Raw genomic sequence first — 17,798 nt, 5'->3', positions numbered from 1 at the left:
AGACCTATGCGGCCGTCGCGACCGGCCGCTACCCGATCGACGTCGCACTGAGTCCCGACGGCGTGAACGCCGTGGTCATCAATCGAGGCGACGGGGGCAATGCGAGCCTGCAGGTCTTCGACGTCGCGACGCTCTCGGAGGTCGCCTCGATCGACTTCGGTCCGGCGACCGACGTCAACCCGACATCCGTGGTCATCACGCCCGACGGCTCGCAGATCTGGGTGTCGTTCTACCAGCCGGGTGAAGTCCGGGTCTATCCGTACGCCGAGGTCGTCGCGGGGTCCGACCCCGCGCCGGCCGTGATCACCGGCGGTGGTGGATTCGTCGCGCTCGCCGCTGATCCGGGCGGCGAGTACGTCTACGCGGCGACGCTCTTCAACCCGCAGTACCAGTTCTCGACCGTCGATCCGACGGCCGCACCGCGGACCATCGACGTGCCCGGCGGTGCCCGTGGCGTCGGCGAGGGTGACGGCGATCGGGTCTTCTTCACGAGGCCCACCTCACCGGGTGGGGTCCAGCAGGTCGACGTCGCGGGCGACGGCACGCTGTCGCTCGGCACCTACGTGCAGACCGGCGACGTCCCGTGGGGCGTCGAGTACAACCCCGCGCAGCAGCGCGTGATCAGCACGAACTCCGGCACCCCGGTCTCGGTAAGCGGCTACGACCCCGACGATCCGACGACGCTGGTGACCGCGAGCCTCACCTGCGGGCCCCGCCTCCTCGACGTGAACCCGTCGGGCAGCCGGGCCTACATCGCCTGCCTCACGGGAGGCATCGTCAGCTACGACTACGACACGGGCGTGCTCGCGACCACGGCCATCGGCGACAACGTCGAGTCGGTGCGGGTCTGGGGGGAGCCGTCCGGCGACGCGCAGCGGGTCTACGCGACCAGCGGTGGCAGCGACGAACTCCTCGTCTTCACCAAGCCGACGGCGCAGGCCGCGCCCGACCAAACGGTCGAGCCCGGCGAGACGGCGACGTTCACCGTGACGGTGACCGACTACTGGCAGCGCCTGCAGTGGCAGCGCAGTGACGACGGCGGCACGACGTGGACCGACCTGGCCGGCGAGACCGGCGAAACGGTCTCGGTCACCGCGGCGCTCGCCGATGACGGTGCCCTCTTCCGCGCGGTGGTCGACAGCGACCTCTTCGACCCCGTCGCCAGTGCGGTCGCGGCATTGGCTGTGGTCGCCCCGCCGACGCCGACGCCGACCCCTGATCCGACACCGACTCCGGACCCGACGCCCACGCCAGATCCGTCACCCGGCCCGACGCCGACGCCGACGCCGACGACGCAGCCGGCCGGGGATGCGGTGCCGTGCCCGGCTCAGGCGACCGAGCCGTGCCTGCCCGCGACCGGTGTCGACCCGGCATCCGCCGGTTGGCTCGGCGCGGGGCTCCTCGCGGCCGCGGCGATGCTGCTCGCCCTGCCGAGGGTGCGCCGGATCGTTCGGCGCTGAGCGATCAGGACGCCGGCGCGATGTCCGTCGCGTGCGACGGAGCGCTGATGAACGTGAGCCGGTCGGGCGTCACGATCACCGCGGAGGGCATGCCCGTGCCGGGTTCCGGCGGGCCGGTGTAGGCGCCCGGAACCGGGTCGCCGGTCTCCACGTACCCCTCCGCCGCGAGCGCGGCCGGCCATTCGGATGCGGCGACGTCGATCCCCGAGAGCTGGACCACGGTCATGGTGATGTCCGACGACGGCTTGCCCCACTTGCAGGCGAGGGCGCCGGCCGCGACCAGGTCATCGGCGATCGGGTAGAAGGTCGATTCGCCGAGTTCGACCGGGTCGAGCCCGTCGGCGGCCAACGAGGCGTACGCCTCCTCGGTGAGCACCGTCTCGCAGGTCGCGGCAGCCGGCTCGGTCGTCGGCTCCTCGCTCGCCGCGGGCGTGGCCGTGGCGGTGGCCGAGGCGGACGAGGAAGGGGAGGTCGAGGCCGTCGAGGGCTCACCGTCGCCGGGCGCCGCGGCGCTGCATCCGGCGAGCGTCGCACCTCCCGCGAGCAGCACTGCGATGAGGAGCGAACGGTGGCGGCCACGAGTCATGGCCGAGATTCTAGGGGTCGCCTCGGAGCCGGCGCATCGGGGTTGTCCCTGATGCGCCGGCGCGCCCGGCCGCCGGTTGCGCGCGAGTCGCAGCGCCGACGCGCCAGTCACCAGATCACGGCCACGAGCTCCCCGAAGAGCTGCTCGGCGTCGCACTCGAGCCGCTGCCTCGTGAACCAGTCGCACACGTTGACGCAGTCGCGATGCAGCAGGTCGAGGCCCTGCGGGTTCGAGACGAGGTCGACGACCTGCGGCAGGTCGATGGCGACGACCCGGCCGTGGTGCACGAGCAGGTTGTAGGGCGAGAGGTCCCCGTGCGCGAGCCCGTTGGCGGCGAGCACGTGCATGAACTCGACGACCTGCCCGAAGAGGTCGCGGAGCTCCGGCTGCGACGCCCGCGCCTGGGCGAGCCGCGGTGCGGCGACCCGTCCGTCGCCGATGAACTCCATGAGCACCTCGGTCTCCCCGACCTGTACGGGGTACGGCACGGCCGCGCCGAGCTCCGTGAGGCGGCACAGGGCATCGAACTCGGCGTTCGCCCACTGCACGCGCGCGACCGCGCGCCCGAACGAGGTGCCCTTCGCGACGGCGCGCACGTCGCGCGTGCGGCGCAGTCCACGACCCTCGGTGTAGATCGTCGAGCGGTGGAAGTCGGAGTGCTCGCTCCCGCGGTAGCGCTTGGCGGCGAGCACGACCGCGTTGCCGGCGACGTCGGTCGGGACATCCGGGATCGCGCGCTCGATGAGGAACACGTCGCCCTCCTTGCCCGTCTTCACGACGCCGAGCTCGGTGTCGATCGCCGCTGCGGAGGTGACGAGCCAGTCGGGTCGGGGTTCGGGGCCCCGCTCGCTTGGAGTGGTCGCCGGCCAGGTCGACCAGCGTTGGCCCTCGCCCGGTTCCGCGGTCTGGAAGGCGAGGTGGTTCGAATCGGATGCCGCGTCGAGACGCGCGGGGGAGGTGTCGTCGAGAGACGAGAGGAAGGTCACGGTGTTCTCCGAGTGAGAGGGAGGCCACCGGTGCGCCCGGCCGGGTGACGGCTACAGGCTGGAGGCCTCGCAAGGAAGGGGGTCTGCGAAACGCGCGACGAAGGCGTCGGTCATGATGCGCTCCCTTCAACTCGGTGGGCGGATGCCGCGACTGCGGCTCGCGACACGATACGCCCAGATCGCGGTGCCTGTCCAGAGCGACCGGCATAGTGTGGATCGGGTCGGTACCCGCGGTACCGGCACCCGCGACGCCTTCGATCGGAGTCCCGCAACGTGACCACTGGCTCCACGCAATCTCGCCGCAGGGCGCGCAGCGCCATCGCGTCGATGATCGGGCTCGCGTTCGTGCTCGGCGCGAGCGCGTGCTCGGGCACGGATCCCGTGCCGTCCGCGGCATCCGGATCAGCAGCCTCGTTGCCGACGCCCTCGCCCTCGCCGGTCGCGACGCCGTCAGGAGACACCAGCCCCGCGCCGACGACGGCACCCCGTCCGACCGGGCCGCCCGCGCCGTTCCATCCGGAGGTCGGCCAGTGCCTCGACGTCCGCAAGGAGGCGCGGAGCGGACCCGACTCGATCGTCCCGTGCGAGGAGGCCCACGATGACGAGGCGTACGCCGCCTACGCGCTCGACGGCTCGTCGTATCCGGGCCCTGACATCGAGTCCCTGGCGACCGAGGGGTGCCGTGCCCGATTCGCCGACTTCGTCGGGATCGCCTTTCGAGGACTCGGCGCTCGACGTGTACGCCGTCTTCCCGACCGCCGAGACATGGGCGGAGGGGGACCGCGGCGTCACCTGCCTCGTCTGGTACCCAGCGGACACGGTCGTCGGGTCGCTCGCGGGCGCCGCGTTCTGACGGCCGCGCAACGACGTGAACGGTCAGGGCGCCGAGCGAGCGACATCCGACGTCGCCTGATCCGTGGGGGTTGGATCCCGCGTTCTCCTGGACACCTCCCCGAGCGCCGTCAGTCCAGCGTGATCCGGGGGAAGGCCGCGTCGTCGAGCGTGCCGACCGGTGCCGCGATCGCACCGTAGCGGCGGCGCACGCCGAGCGCCGAGACATCCGGATGCTCGTAGAGGTAGGTCGCGACGACCCGGAACTCGGAGAGGCGACCATCGGGCACGCGGCTCTCGCGGATCGGTTCGCCGCCGATCAGCGCCGCGGCGAGCGCCGTCCAGTAGGTGCCGATGCCCCGGAACGCGCGGGCGGGGCGCGTGGGCTCCGCATCGGAGAGCAGGAGGTCGTGCGTCGTGCTCGCGCAGGCGATCGCGAGGCGACGCCCGAGCTCCGAGAACTCGGCGAATCCGTCGACGAGCGCGTCGTACCGGTGCCAGCCGGCGGCGCGGACGACGCTGCGCAGTTCGCGGCCCGAGCCGGTCACGACGCCGAACGGCACGTCGAGTGCGGCCGTGACGATCTGGTCGAGGCTTCGCGAGTCCCCGTCGTACTGGATGAAGCGGCCGATGTAGCCGCGCTCCCCTCCGCCGTCGCCGCGGGTGGCGGGTCCGGCGGTACGCGCGTCGTCGACCTGCCGGCGGATGCGATCGAGGTTCTCGTCGGCCTGTTCGAGGAGGGCCGCCGAGAGGGCGAAGAGCCGGTCGACCTCGCGGGGCAACTGTCGGGCCGACTTGTAGCGGAAGTCGTGCTCGAGCTCGGACCACGTGTCGGACAGCGCGGTTCGCAGCTGCACCTCGACCTGCGGCGCGCCGGATGCCTCGGGTCCACCTGTCGGTTCCGCACTGGCGCCCGCCGGGTCGGCGGTCTCGGGGATGCGCCCCACGAACTGCACCGACCGGTAGCCGAACGCGTCGATCGGCAGGAGCTCGGACTTGTCGACCCAGGAGTCGTCGTCGACGATGAGCGCCTCGCGCACGACCCGCTCCATGGCGGGCAGGTCGCCCTCGAAGTGCGCGACCACCCGGACGCCCAGGATGTCGCCGACCTCGCGGTCGGGGGCGCGGCGCACCTTGCGCTCGAACGATTCGCGGGACTTCACGCGCGCCGACACGTGGAAGTAGCGGAATCCGGCGCCTTCGAGTCGCCGTACGAAGTCGGCTTGGATGCGGCTTCGCAGCCGTCGGTACTGTCGCAGCTCACGGTCGTACCGAGCGAGCTCCGCGGCGACGAACTGCTCGTCCTGGTCGGGTGCGTCCACACCGGCAGGGTAGTGCGTCGTCACCGGTGCGTGTGCGCAGGATCGGCCCCGCGCGCCGGATGGCTCGCGGGGCCGATCGCCCGAGGGCTGCGGTTACGGCAGCGTCCAGGTGGCCGGCGGCTTGGCCTGGCCGTACAGCCAGGTCTGGAAGAACCCGTCGAGGTCCTCGCCCGACACCTCCTCGAAGACCGCCTGGAAGTCCTCGGCCGTGCCGGCCGAGTCGTCGTAGCGCTCGAGCCAGAGCTGCGTGGCGGCGAAGAACGCCTCGTCGCCGACCTCGACCCGGAGCGCGTGGAGCGTCGCGGCGCCGCGGTTGTAGACCTGGCTCGCGAACAGGCCGAGCGGCCCGGGATCGCCGATCTGCAGCGACCAGTAGGCGGTGGTGCGCGCCGGCGCGTACCAGGCGTTGTACGCCTGCTGCGCCGTGGTCCCGCCGTTCTGCTCCGTCCAGAGCCAGGTCGCGTAGGTCGCCCAGCCCTCGTTGAGCCAGATGTCCTGCCAGCGCTCGGGGCTCACGGCGTTGCCGAACCACTGGTGCGCGAGCTCATGCGCGACCGTGCCCTGGCTCGCCTGGCTCGAGTAGACCGGGCGGGTCTGGGTCTCGAGGGCGTATCCCACCGAGTCGTTGTCGACGATCGAGCCGAACGAGTTGAACGGGTAGGCGCCGAAGCGGCTCTCGAAGAAGTCGATCATGTCGGCCTGCCGGGCGAGGCTCGCGTTCGTCGTCGCGAGCCGGGCCGGGCTCAGCTTCGTGTCGACCGCGTCGATGATCGGCACTCCGCTCGAGGAGTACGTCGTCTCGCGGAGGTCGAAGTCGCCGACCGAGGCGGTGGTGAGGTAGCTCGCCTGCTGGTCGGGCGCGTCCCAGAACCAGGTGGTCCACCCGCCGGAGGTCTCCTCGGGCTTGGACTGCACGCCGTTGGCCACGACGACCTTGCCCTCGGGCACGGTGATCTCGAAGCCGTAGCTCGCCTTGTCGGTCTGGTGGTCGCTGACGGGGTACCAGGTCATCGATCCGTCGGGCTCGCTCGCGACGATGGCGCCGTCGCGGGTGGTGACCCATCCGTACTCCGCCTCCTCGATGTCGAGCGGCACGGTGGTCGTCCCGCCGTACTCGACGACGACCTGGGCGTGCTGCCCGGCCTTCAGCTTCGGGCGCGGCTGGACGGTGAGTTCCCAGACGCGGCGGTCGTCGTCCTGGACGTGCCAGTACGCCGCGCCGTCGACCGTCGCCCCGATCGCGGGCGGCGCGATCGCCGTCGCCGCCTTGCCGTTCACGGTCAGCGACCGGACGTCCATGCCGCGCAGGTCGAGGTTGAACCGGTTGAGGTCCTGCGTGGCGACGAGGTCGATCGTCGCGATGCCGTCGAGTCGGCCCTCGAGGGGTGCCGGCTCGGGGGCGGGCGGGGCGTACGTGAGGTCGAGGTCGTAGTGCTGGACGTCGTACCCGCCGTTGCCCGCGTAGGGGAAGTAGGCGTCGCCCGCGCCCGGGGCGCCGGCCGTGTAGCGCGGCCCCTCCCCGCCGCCGGGTGCTGCGGCCGCGCCGGTCGCACCGAGCCCTCCGACCACGGCCACCGCGACCGCCAGGCCGCCGACCAGCTTCATCCGTCTTGCGCGCACGTGTGCTCCTTCTCGCCGTTCCGTTTTCCCGTTTCGGCGAAACTCTAGGACGCGCATGTTTCGGCCGATAGCACGGTGGCCGCGGCCGCACGGATGCGCCGATGCAGGGCCCCGCCGCTGCAGGATGCGGATGCCCGACGGCGGAATACTGCGTGCCCGCTGTGAGTTGAGTCATGTGTACTCAACTTTCCGGCACTCGACTTGACACGTCGGGACGGCGCTGGAAGGCTTGAGTCATCGGGACTCAAGTTCCGATCAGGACGACTTCGGTTGCGGGCCAGCAAGGCCGGGCCGACCGCAGGGGGCATTCCGCGACATCCGCTCGCGAGGCCCCGGCAGAAGGAGAGACAACATGTCACGTGCAGTAGGAATCGACCTCGGAACCACCAACTCGGTCGTCGCCGTTCTCGAGGGTGGCGAGCCCACCGTCATCGCGAACGCCGAGGGCCTTCGCACCACCCCGTCGGTGGTCGCATTCACGAAGGACGGCGAGGTGCTCGTCGGCGAGACCGCGAAGCGCCAGGCCGTCACCAACGTCGACCGCACCATCGCGTCGGTCAAGCGCCACGTCGGCACCGACTGGAAGACCGACGAGATCGACGGCAAGCGCTACACGCCGCAGGAGATCTCGGCGCGCATCCTCCAGAAGCTCAAGCGCGACGCCGAGCAGTACCTCGGCGACACGGTGACCGACGCCGTCATCACCGTTCCCGCGTACTTCAACGACGCCGAGCGCCAGGCCACCAAGGAGGCCGGCGAGATCGCGGGCCTCAACGTGCTCCGCATCATCAACGAGCCCACCGCCGCCGCGCTCGCGTACGGCCTCGACAAGGGCAAGGAGGACGAGCTCATCCTCGTCTTCGACCTCGGTGGCGGCACGTTCGACGTCTCGCTGCTCGAAGTGGGCAAGGACGACGACTTCTCGACCATCCAGGTGCGCTCGACGGCCGGTGACAACCGCCTCGGCGGCGACGACTGGGACCAGCGCATCGTCGACCACCTCATCAAGCGCTTCAAGGAGTCGACCGGCGTCGACGTCTCGAACGACAAGATCGCCAAGCAGCGCCTCAAGGAGGCCGCCGAGCAGGCGAAGAAGGAGCTCAGCTCCTCGATGTCGACGAGCATCCAGCTCCCGTACCTCTCGCTCACCGAGAACGGCCCCGCCAACCTCGACGAGACCCTCACCCGGGCGCAGTTCGAGAACATGACGAGCGACCTGCTCGACCGCACGAAGAAGCCCTTCGAGGACGTCATCCGCGAGGCCGGCATCAAGCTCTCCGACATCGCGCACGTCGTGCTCGTCGGTGGCTCGACCCGCATGCCCGCCGTTGCCGAGCTGGTCAAGAAGGAGACCGGCAAGGAGGCCAACAAGGGCGTCAACCCCGATGAGGTCGTCGCCGTCGGCGCCGCGCTCCAGGCCGGCGTGCTGAAGGGCGAGCGCAAGGACGTCCTGCTCATCGACGTCACCCCCCTGAGCCTCGGCATCGAGACCAAGGGCGGCATCATGACCAAGCTCATCGAGCGCAACACGGCCATCCCGACCAAGCGCAGCGAGACCTTCACGACCGCCGACGACAACCAGCCGTCGGTCGCGATCCAGGTGTTCCAGGGCGAGCGCGAGTTCACGCGCGACAACAAGCCGCTCGGCACCTTCGAGCTGACCGGCATCGCCCCGGCGCCCCGCGGCGTGCCGCAGGTCGAGGTCACCTTCGACATCGACGCCAACGGCATCGTGCACGTGTCCGCGAAGGACAAGGGCACCGGCAAGGAGCAGTCGATGACGATCTCGGGCGGCTCGAGCCTCCCGAAGGACGACATCGAGCGCATGGTGCGCGAGGCCGAGGAGCACGCCGCCGAAGACAAGAAGCGCCGTGAGTTCGCCGAGACGCGCAACTCGGCCGAGCAGCTCGCCTACTCGACCGACAAGCTCATCAAGGAGAACGAGGACAAGCTCCCCGCGGACGTCAAGTCCGAGGTCCAGGGCGACGTCGACGCGCTGAAGTCGGCCCTCGCGGGCGACGACGACGAGGCCGTGAAGTCGGCCTTCGAGAAGCTGTCGCAGTCGCAGGGCAAGCTCGGCGAGGCCATCTACGCGCAGGCGCAGGCACCGGATGCCGCAGCAGGCGAGGACGCGACGGCCACGGGCGAGCAGGCCGGGTCCGACGAGGACGTGGTCGACGCCGAGGTCATCGACGACGAAGACGAGAAGAAGTAGGCCCGAGCATGGCAGACGAGAAGGAGAACCCCGAGGTTCCCGACCCCGAGGCCACCGAGGAGGTGGCGGGCGCCGAGGCGTCCGTCACCCCCGAGGAGTTGCAGGCCGAGGTCGAGGCCGACGAGCGCGAGCTCACGGTCGAGGACATCCTGAACGCCGCGAACGCCGAGGTCGAGGATCCGACCGACGAGCACCTGGCCGACCTCAAGCGGGTCACCGCCGAGTACGCCAACTACCGTCGGCGCACCGAGGCCAACCGCGAGGTCGAGCGGGAACGCGCGATCGGCGCGACGGTGGCCGTGCTGCTGCCCGTGCTGGACGACCTCGACCGGGCCGAGAAGCACGGCGACCTCGAGGGCGAGTCGGCCTTCGCGACGATCGCGGCCAAGCTCCGCGCCTCGGTCGAACGGCTCGGACTGGCCAAGTTCGGCGAGGTCGGCGAGGCGTTCGACCCGCAGAAGCACGAGGCGATCTTCCAACAGCCCTCGCCCGACGTCGAGGCCGACACGGTCGCCGACGTCGTCGAGACGGGCTACACGCTCGGAGGCACGCTGCTCCGCGTGGCCAAGGTCGTCGTGAAGACGCCCGCGTAGCCAGTCGCACCGCCACGGCGGTCGAGTAGCGACGAAGGAGCGTATCGAGACCACATCTCGGTCTCGATACGCCCTTCGCGCTTCCCGACCGGCGTACCCTTTCCACCAGACTTCCGAGAGACGAGGTGTCGATGGCCAGCCAGGACTGGTTCGACAAGGACTTCTACAAGGTGCTCGGCGTCTCGAAGGACGTGAGCGACGCCGAGCTCAAGAAGACGTATCGCAAGCTCGCGCGCAAGTACCACCCCGATTCGAACCCCGGGGATGCCGCGGCCGAGGCGAAGTTCAAGGAGATCAGCGAGGCGAACTCGGTGCTCTCCGACCCCGAGCAGCGCAAGGAGTACGACGCCGTCCGGGCCATGGGCTCCGGCGCGCGCTTCACCGCGCCAGGCGGCGGCGGAGCCAACGGCGGCTTCGAGGACGTCTTCGGCGGCATGTTCGGCCAGGGCGGCGGCGGCCGCCAGCAGTACACGTACCAGCAGGGCGGCAACTACGACGACCTGCTCGGCGGACTGTTCGGCAACGGCCGGTTCGGCCAGCCGACCGGCGGATACCGCGGAGCCGGCGGCCCCACCAAGGGGCGCGACGTCACCGCGACCACCACGCTCGACTTCATCACGGCCACCAAGGGCGACCAGCTCACCCTGCAGACCGGCGAGGGCCGCAACATCACGGTGCGCATCCCGGCCGGCGTCGCCGACGGGCAGAAGATCAAGGTCGCGGGCAAGGGCCAGCCCTCACCCGACGGCGGCGCCCCGGGCGACCTCGTGCTCACGGTGACGGTGCGCAAGCACCCGGTGTTCGAGCGCGACGGGCTGAACCTCCGCGTGAACGTGCCCGTCACGTTCGTGGAGGCCGCGCTCGGCGCGACCATCCAGGTGCCCACGCTCGGCGGCGACCCCGTCAAGCTCCGCGTGGCGCCCGGCACGCCCAGCGGCCGGGTCCTCCGCGTCAAGGGGCGCGGCGTCGAGACGAAGAAGGCCACGGGCGACCTCCTCGCCGTCGTGCAGGTCGCCGTACCGGCGCACCTGTCGAAGGAGGCCGAGCACAAGCTGCGCGAGTTCGCGGCGGAGCTGCCCGACGAGAACCCCCGTGACGACCTCATCGCGAGGGCCCGGGGGTGAGCATGGACGAGACCAGCCCGCTGTTCGTCATCTCGGTGGCGGCGGAGCTGGCCGGCATGCACCCGCAGACCCTGCGGCAGTACGACCGCCTCGGGCTCGTCTCGCCGACGCGCACCGCGGGCAAGTCCCGGCGCTACTCGATGCGCGACGTCGTGCAGCTCCGCGAGATCGCGCAGCTCTCGAGCGAGGGCGTGAGCCTCGAGGGCATCCGCCGCGTGCTCGGGCTCGAGGACGAGGTCGCGACGCTGAAGGCCCGCGTGCGCGAACTCGAGGCGATGCTCGCCGACGAGATGCTGAACCGCCCGGGCCGCCGTGTCTTCGCCGCCGGCGCCGAGGGCGAGGTCGTCACGCTCCGGTCGGGTACTCGCGTGCGCCGCGAGACGGCGATGGTCGTCTGGCGCCCGCTCGACCGAGGCTGACACCGGCGCTGATCGGCGCAGTGGTGGCCGTCGGGTCGCGTGATCGGCTCAGCGGCCCCAGGCGGAGGCCGGGGCCTCGATGACGTCGTAGGGGCGCGAGCTCCAGTGCGTGCCGTACCCGTAGTGGCTCGAGGCCCACGGCGACGCCCAGATGGCCTGCGCCGTGGCATCCGCGGAGGTGCCGTCGACGAGCGCCGCGTCGACCGCGGGGTAGCGCCCCGACTTGAGATTCTCGGCCGCGTAGTAGGCCGCCTCGACGAGCGTGACGTAGCTGCCGAGGCCGGAACCGCCGCCAGAGCCCTGCCCGTTGTTGAGCGGGTTGTTGCGGTTCCACCAGTTGTCGGCGCCGTTCTCCTGACGCATCCACCGCATCATGAAGGTGACGTTCTCCTCCGTGACGGGCCAGTCGCCCTCGACGAGCACGAGCTTGGCCCAGTCGAGGTTCGTACCGCCGGCGACGAGGGTCTGCGCTCCGGTCGCCGCGGTGTAGGACTCCTGCGAGACCTGGGGCGCCGCGACGCCCTCGGCGACCTCGACGGTCTGGCCCGCGACGGCGGGCCGGACGGTGTCGGCGCCCGCGGCGAACACCGACGGGGCGGGTGCGGCCGGCACGAGCGCCATCGTCGCGAGCAGGCCGCCCACGGCGAGGGTCGCGAGCAGGGCGAGAGGCCGGATGCCGCGGCGCGGGCGCACGACTCGCGGCTCGGCGTTGTGCCGAGCCGCCGTTCGTTCCCCGGTGGTCTGTGCGTTCCCCATGCGGGCCCGAGAGTAGCAAACGAGCCTGCGATCCGCACTCAGGAAGCGGTGCGGCGCCGTCCGCCCGCGTAGCCTTGCCGGGTGACCTTGGACTTCGAGCGGCTGCGCCGCGAGCCCGACGTCGAGGGCCGCGGACTCGAGGCGTCCGATGCCGCCGACCGGCTCATCCTCGACGAGGCCTCCGCGGCGATCGCGGCCGCAACCCCCGACACGGTGGTCGTGCTCGACGACTCGTACGGCGCACTCGCCCTCGGCGCCACGGCGCTCGGCGCGACGGGCGTGCGCGTGCACCAGGACCTCGTGACGGGCGAGCGGGCGCTCGCACGCAACGCCGCGCGCCTCGGATTCGCGGCCGAGCGCGCGCCCCGGTCGATGCCGCTGTCGCCCGAGCTCCTCGACGGCGCGAGCGTCGTGCTGCTGCGGCTGCCGCGCTCCCTCGACCGGCTCGACGAGCTCGCGGCGCTCATCGCCGGCCACACGGCATCCGGAGTCGCGGTCTTCGCCGGCGGGCGCCAGAAGCACATGTCGACGAGCATGAACGAGGTGCTCGGTGCGTGGTTCGAGCGGGTCGACGTGTCGCACGCCCGCCAGAAGTCCCGGGTGCTCACGGCGACCCTGCCCCGCCCGGCGCGCGAGCTCGTGGCCCCGGCGTGGCCGCGCGTCCAGCATGATGCCGCCCTCGACCTCGACGTGGCCGCCCACGGCGGCGTGTTCGCGGCGACCTCGGTGGACATCGGCACGCGCCTACTGCTCGCGCATCTCGACGATGCGATGGCGGATGCCGCGACCGCCGTCGACCTCGCGTGCGGCACGGGTGTCATCGCCTCCTGGCTGGCGCGAGCGCGGCCGGGGCTCGTGGTGACGGCGACCGACCGCTCGGCGGCGGCCGCGGCATCCGCCCGCGTGACCGCGGAGCGCAACGGCGTCGGCGATCGCGTGCGGGTCACCCAGGCCGACGGGCTCGAGCTGCTCGCCGACGCGAGCGAGCCGCTCGTCGTGCTGAACCCGCCGTTCCACTCGGATGCCGCGCTGCACACCGGCATCGCCGAGCACCTGTTCGCCGATGCCGCGCGCGTGCTCGCCCCGGGCGGCGAGCTGTGGTGCGTCTGGAACTCGCACCTGCGCTACCGGTCCGCGCTCGAGCGGATCGTCGGTCCGACGCGGCAGGTCGCCCGCGACCCGAAGTTCACGGTCACGGCGTCGCGCCGCTCTCGCTGAAGTGGGGCGTCGGATCCGCCCGCGCCCACCTCTTCGAACAACTCGCCGGGATCGCCCGCCTCGCGACCCGGGGTGTTCACCGGATCTTCGGCTCCGCGTCACGCCCCGCCGGTCGGATCGTCTGCGACGCGACTGCGGTGTTCGCGCGCGTCGATGACGAGGCTGAGGAGACCCTGTGCACGCGACATCCGATGACCGAAGCAGCAGACGCGGCGGTGGACCGCTGACGAGTCGCCGGGGGTTCCTCGGCGGGGCGGCCGTGGGTGCGGCGGCGGCGCTCGTCGCCCAGGGCGGGCCCGCCGCGGCCGCGGAGAACCCGGTGCGCGTGGCCGTGCTCGAGTTCCGCGACCCGTGGACGTCGGCGACCGGCCTCGTGCCGCTGCTGACGAAGGCCGGTTGCACGGTCGTGCCGCTCGACCCGGCGAAGCCGGCCACCGACCAGGGCGTCGACCTCATCGCCTTCGGCAGCTTCACCAACAACGCGCCCGCCTACACGCAGTACATCGCCGCGCAGGCGGCCTCCATCCAGGCGTTCGTCGCGGCGGGCGGCGTGCTGCTGGACATGGCCCAGTCCGACCAATTCGACCCGACGGTCAACTACCTGCCCTCGCCGCTCATGGCGAGCCGCAACGACTCCGACTACGACACGATCTTCCCGGTCGCGACCGATCACCCGCTCGTCTCCCACCTGCGCGTGGTCGACGGCAAGGTCTTCACGGGCCGCTCCACGCAGATCAGGGTGAGCTGGGAGTCCCTGCTGGATTGGCGGCAGATGCGCGTGCTCCTGGCCTGCCAGGCGGCCGGACGGCCGCCCGCCATGCTCGAGGCCGCGCACGGCGCCGGTCGCTTCGTCATCACGAGCCTCACGATCGACAAGTGCTACAACGCGGCCGGAGCGGCGGTGCAGCCGGCCGCGGCCATCGCCGACAGCGAGATGTTCTTCACCGCGCTCGCCGCCTACGTGCAGCGCGTGCGCTCGGGCACCGCACCCGCGGTGCCGCCGACGCTGCAGGCGATCGCCGGGCCGCTGGTGGGCGACACGGGCACGGAGCACGCTCGCATCCTCATCCGCCCGGGCAGCGACCTCCATGACCGCACGACGTGGAACCTGACCTACTCGAGCGATGGGGGAACCGCGCAGACCGTGCAGGCGGAGCTGTCGCCGGCCAACGACTCCACCGTGCTCTTCGAGCTCGCCGGACTGACCGCCGGAACGGCCTACACGTACTCGATCGCCCCCGCCGGTGCGCCGATCGCCGGCCTCGCCATCGGCGGTTCCTTCTCGACCTCGGTGCCCCACGAGGAGCCGACGAAGCTCGTGATGGGCATGGGGTCCTGCGTCTGGACGGAGGCGAACCACATCTGGGACCGCATCCGCTCCGAGGGCTGCGACGGGTTCGTCATGCTCGGCGACACCCCCTACATCGATAGCACGAACCTCGTCGTCGCGCGGACCAAGCAGCGCGCGTTCCTCGAGCAGCCGCAGCTGACGGCCGTGACCAGCACGATGCCGATCTGGGCGACGTGGGACGACCACGACTTCGGCGGCAACGACGTGCACGGCGACCTGCCCGGCAAGCGCAACAACCGCACCGCCCTCGTCGACTACCGCGCGAACGCGACCTTCGGCCACAGCGCGGAGGGGGTGCAGCTGACCGAGCGCACCGAGGCGGGCGAGGGGATCTACACCTCATTCCGCCGAGGGCCGATCGAGGTGTTCCTCCTGGACCCGCGCTGGTTCAGCCGCACCGGGCCGAGCTGGGCCGACCCGGCGCAGCAGACCGCCATCGGCGGAGTGCAGTGGGAGTGGCTCCAGGAGAAGCTGCTCGCCAGCACCGCGCCGTTCAAGGCGCTCGCGACCGGCATGATCTGGGACGACAAGCAGAACGGCGAGAGCGACGACTGGGGCACGTACTCGTACGAGCGCGACGCGATCCTCGACTTCGTCGCCCGCAACCGCATCTCCGGCGTCTTCCTGGTCGGTGGCGACATCCACGTGTCGCGCGCGCTGAACTACGGCAGGCGCGTCGGCTACGACCTCTGGCAGTTCATCGTCAGCCCGATGCACAGTTCCGTCATCCCGAGCCTGAACGTGCCGCATCCGTCGCTCGTGCACAGCGCGGTCGAACCGCACGTGTTCCTGCGGCTCGAGGCCGACACCACGGTGCAGCCGGCCACCCTGAAGGCCACCTGGATCAACCGTGACGGCCGCCGGATCTTCGAGGTGGAGACCGATACCGACCGGCTCGCCCCGCAGGATGCCTGGGTCGCGTTCGAGCCGGGCGCCGAACTCGTGTCGGGGGAGGTCGGGGTCGTCACGACCTCGTTCACGAACAACTCGACCGGCGACATGACGGCCGTCTCCATGTCGCTCGCCGTGCCCGAGGGATGGGCTGCGACGGCGGCCACCGACGACGCCTTCGAGCGGGTGCTCGCCGGCGAGCGCGTGACCACGAAGTGGTCCGTGACCCCCGCCGCGGGCGCGGCGCTCGAGGCGTACGCCTTCACCGCGACCGGCGCGTTCTCGTCGGCGCAGGGGCCGGGCGAGGTCGACTTCGAGACCACGCTCGCCCTCCTGCCGGAGGGAACCCTGCCCCAGACGCGCCTCTCGATCGCCGGGGTCAGCAGCGAGGAGGCGCCGGCAGAGACGGCCGCGAAGGCCATCGACGGCAGCGCCGCCAGCTTCTGGCACACCCGCTGGTCGACGAACGCGGCGAGCTACCCCCACTGGGTCGCGCTCGACCTCGGCGGGGAGCACTCCGTCGACGGCCTCACGTACCTGCCGCGTCAGTCCGGCACGAACGGCCGGATCAAGGACTACCAGGTGTTCCTCTCGCAGGACGGAGCCGCCTGGGGTGATCCCGTCGCAGCCGGTTCGTTCACGGTCGGCACCGCGGCCACGCGGGTGGACTTCGCCGCCGCGAAGGCGCGCTACCTCAGGCTGGTCGGCGTCAACGCGCAGAACGGGCTCCAGTTCGGCGGTGCCGCCGAGATCACGGTGCACGGACGGCGGGTCACGGCCCGGGCCCTCGCGGTCGACGCGGTGGCCGAGTCGAGGATGCTCGGCGGCCGGGCCCACGTCGCCGTCCGCGTGACCAACCGGGAGAGCACCCCCGTCGCGGTCGCGCTCACGTCGGCCTTCGGCACGAAGTCGTTTCCGTCGGTGTCGCCCGGCGGCGATGCGGTGCACACGTTCACGACGCGCGCGGGCGCCATCCCCGCCGGTTCCGTGTCGGTCAGGGTGACCGGCGACGCCGGCGCAGGGGTGGTCACGCAGGAGCTGTCGGCGGCGTATCGAGCCGCACCCTGACACTCGACGACGTGTCCGCCGACCGGGCCGGTCCCCCCGGGGTTCCGTCCGGTCGGCGGCCGTGTCAGTCTTGAAGGGTGACCACCTCCACGCTCGAAGAGCTCGACCTCGACACGACCACCCGTGTCGCCGCCGACGTGCCGTGGCAGACCGTCGTCTGGGACGACCCGGTCAATCTCATGACGTACGTGAGCTACGTGTTCCGCAGTTACTTCGGGTTCCCGAGGGCCGAGGCCGAGCGACTCATGCTCTGCGTGCACACCGAGGGCCGGGCGGTCGTCGCGAGCGGCAACCGGGAGGCGATGGAACGCCACGTCGAGGCCATGCACGCATACGGCCTGCAGGCGACGGTCTCGAAGGCGACGACGTGATCGTCGCGGGCCGCAGCGGCGGCGAGGGCGTTCGGCTCGTGCTCGAGTCCGAGGAGGCGATGCTGCTCTCGGAGCTCGCCGACCAGGTCGATTCGGTGCTGTTGCTCGGGGAGGTCGACGATCCCGCGCTCGGGCGCCTGCTCCCGAGCGCCTACCCCGACGACCACGCTGCGTCGCAGGAGTTCGAGCGGTACACGCGCGACAGCCTCGTCGACGGCAAGCGGCAGGCGGCGCAGCGGGTGCGCGATGCGACCTCCGTCGACGACGTGGAGGGCGGCGTCGTCCAGATCGAGCTCGACGAGGCGGAGGCCTGGGGCTGGCTGACCTTCCTCACCGACCTCCGGCTGATCCTCGCCGAGCGCGTGGGCGTCGTCGAGGAGGGCGAGGCCGACGCCGACGAGACGCGCGACGACTACCTCCGCGCGGCGTACGAGTGGGCCGGGTTCGTCCAGGGCTCGATGCTCGAGGTGCTCGACCCGATCAGTTCCTGAGGGTCGAAGTGCTGCCGGGCAGCGGTCGGCGGCTCAGCCTTCGCGAGGAGTGAGCTGGAGGACCGGGATCCGGCGATCGGTCTTCTGGAGGTACTCCCCGAACTGCGGCTCCTCGGCCACGATCGCGTCGTACGCCTCGTGCCACTCCTCCGGCCCGATCTCGGTGGCCGTCACCGGTACCGTCACGACCTCGCCGTCGACGAGCGCCTCGAGCTCGAACGAGGGGTTCGCCCGCAGGTTGTGGTACCAGGCCGGGTTCTCCGGGGTGCCGCCCTTCGACGCCACGACGCGCCATCCGTCGTCGTTGCGGAAGCCGACGACCGGATTCAGGTGCGTCGCGCCCGACTTCGCACCGATCGAGTGCAAGATGACGAGCTTCGGGCCCCAGTAGTTCTCGGTGCCCTTGCTGCTGCGGAACGTTTCGATGACGTCTTCATTCCAACCCATGCAGGCGACAACGCAGGTGCGTCCGGAAACCTTCCCACCTGTGTCGACC

Annotated in this window: 16 protein-coding genes; 10 read left to right on the top strand and 6 right to left on the bottom strand. The window is 71.3% G+C overall.

All coding sequences use genetic code 11. The features are described from left to right. Positions 1–71 precede the first annotated feature (71 nt). Positions 72–1,460 (top strand): YncE family protein, encoded by a 1,389-nt coding sequence (locus GQQ95_RS19450; RefSeq protein WP_212275350.1) that lies wholly within the window; start codon positions 72–74, stop codon positions 1,458–1,460. Between the two features lie 4 nt (positions 1,461–1,464). Here GQQ95_RS19450 and GQQ95_RS08220 read toward each other — a convergent pair whose 3' ends face one another. Together GQQ95_RS08220 and GQQ95_RS08215 are read right to left on the bottom strand one after the other, a co-directional pair. After that, positions 1,465–2,046 carry a hypothetical protein gene (locus GQQ95_RS08220; protein WP_157427170.1) on the bottom strand — a complete coding sequence of 194 codons (582 nt, stop codon included), beginning with the start codon at positions 2,044–2,046 and terminating at the stop codon, positions 1,465–1,467. Positions 2,047–2,153: 107 nt separating this feature from the next. Then, positions 2,154–3,032: a serine protein kinase RIO gene (locus tag GQQ95_RS08215; protein WP_157427169.1), complete on the bottom strand. Its 879-nt coding sequence runs from the start codon at positions 3,030–3,032 to the stop codon at positions 2,154–2,156. Positions 3,033–3,714: 682 nt separating this feature from the next. Between GQQ95_RS08215 and GQQ95_RS08210 the strand changes: the two genes are divergently transcribed. Continuing rightward, complete coding sequence (locus GQQ95_RS08210; protein ID WP_157427168.1) at positions 3,715–3,885, top strand: hypothetical protein; 171 nt, start codon at positions 3,715–3,717, stop codon at positions 3,883–3,885. A 109-nt stretch (positions 3,886–3,994) separates the two neighbouring features. On the opposite strand, the gene GQQ95_RS08205 is transcribed toward GQQ95_RS08210, so the two are convergent. Then, positions 3,995–5,185, bottom strand: a complete 1,191-nt coding sequence (locus GQQ95_RS08205; protein ID WP_170297013.1) for a GTP pyrophosphokinase — start codon at positions 5,183–5,185, stop codon at positions 3,995–3,997. 93 nt (positions 5,186–5,278) lie between these two features. Beyond that, entirely contained in the window at positions 5,279–6,805 is a 1,527-nt protein-coding gene (locus GQQ95_RS08200; protein WP_246205289.1) for a M1 family metallopeptidase, read from the bottom strand. A 352-nt stretch (positions 6,806–7,157) separates the two neighbouring features. On the opposite strand from GQQ95_RS08200, the gene dnaK reads away from it, so the two are divergent. From dnaK to GQQ95_RS08180, 4 genes are all read left to right on the top strand, one after another. Next, positions 7,158–9,020 carry a molecular chaperone DnaK gene (gene dnaK / locus GQQ95_RS08195; RefSeq protein WP_157427166.1) on the top strand — a complete coding sequence of 621 codons (1,863 nt, stop codon included), beginning with the start codon at positions 7,158–7,160 and terminating at the stop codon, positions 9,018–9,020. An 8-nt stretch (positions 9,021–9,028) separates the two neighbouring features. Continuing rightward, entirely contained in the window at positions 9,029–9,613 is a 585-nt protein-coding gene (locus GQQ95_RS08190) for a nucleotide exchange factor GrpE (protein WP_157427165.1), read from the top strand. A 131-nt stretch (positions 9,614–9,744) separates the two neighbouring features. Continuing rightward, positions 9,745–10,737 (top strand): DnaJ C-terminal domain-containing protein, encoded by a 993-nt coding sequence (locus GQQ95_RS08185; protein ID WP_157427164.1) that lies wholly within the window; start codon positions 9,745–9,747, stop codon positions 10,735–10,737. A 2-nt stretch (positions 10,738–10,739) separates the two neighbouring features. After that, a complete protein-coding gene (locus GQQ95_RS08180) occupies positions 10,740–11,156 on the top strand; it encodes a heat shock protein transcriptional repressor HspR (RefSeq protein ID WP_157427163.1) in 417 nt (138 codons plus the stop codon). A gap of 48 nt (positions 11,157–11,204) precedes the next feature. Here GQQ95_RS08180 and GQQ95_RS08175 read toward each other — a convergent pair whose 3' ends face one another. Next, complete coding sequence (locus GQQ95_RS08175; RefSeq protein WP_246205287.1) at positions 11,205–11,912, bottom strand: hypothetical protein; 708 nt, start codon at positions 11,910–11,912, stop codon at positions 11,205–11,207. An 81-nt stretch (positions 11,913–11,993) separates the two neighbouring features. Here GQQ95_RS08175 and GQQ95_RS08170 point away from each other — a divergent pair, with 81 nt between their 5' ends. From GQQ95_RS08170 to GQQ95_RS08155, 4 genes are all read left to right on the top strand, one after another. Beyond that, positions 11,994–13,130, top strand: a complete 1,137-nt coding sequence (locus GQQ95_RS08170) for a class I SAM-dependent methyltransferase (protein ID WP_157427162.1) — start codon at positions 11,994–11,996, stop codon at positions 13,128–13,130. A 175-nt stretch (positions 13,131–13,305) separates the two neighbouring features. Beyond that, a complete protein-coding gene (locus GQQ95_RS08165) occupies positions 13,306–16,440 on the top strand; it encodes a discoidin domain-containing protein (RefSeq protein WP_157427161.1) in 3,135 nt (1,044 codons plus the stop codon). 77 nt (positions 16,441–16,517) lie between these two features. Next, a complete protein-coding gene (gene clpS, locus GQQ95_RS08160; protein ID WP_157427160.1) occupies positions 16,518–16,811 on the top strand; it encodes an ATP-dependent Clp protease adapter ClpS in 294 nt (97 codons plus the stop codon). Further along, positions 16,808–17,302, top strand: coding sequence for a DUF2017 family protein (locus GQQ95_RS08155; protein WP_157427159.1), 495 nt, complete (start codon positions 16,808–16,810; stop codon positions 17,300–17,302). The genes clpS and GQQ95_RS08155 overlap by 4 nt, the downstream gene beginning before the upstream one ends. Before the next feature lie 33 nt (positions 17,303–17,335). Here GQQ95_RS08155 and GQQ95_RS08150 read toward each other — a convergent pair whose 3' ends face one another. After that, complete coding sequence (locus GQQ95_RS08150; RefSeq protein ID WP_157427158.1) at positions 17,336–17,749, bottom strand: nitroreductase/quinone reductase family protein; 414 nt, start codon at positions 17,747–17,749, stop codon at positions 17,336–17,338. Positions 17,750–17,798 lie beyond the last annotated feature (49 nt).

It is taken from the genome of Agromyces salentinus (genome assembly GCF_009749395.1).
Lineage (GTDB): Bacteria > Actinomycetota > Actinomycetes > Actinomycetales > Microbacteriaceae > Agromyces > Agromyces salentinus.
This window is presented reverse-complemented; position numbering and strand designations above follow the sequence as displayed.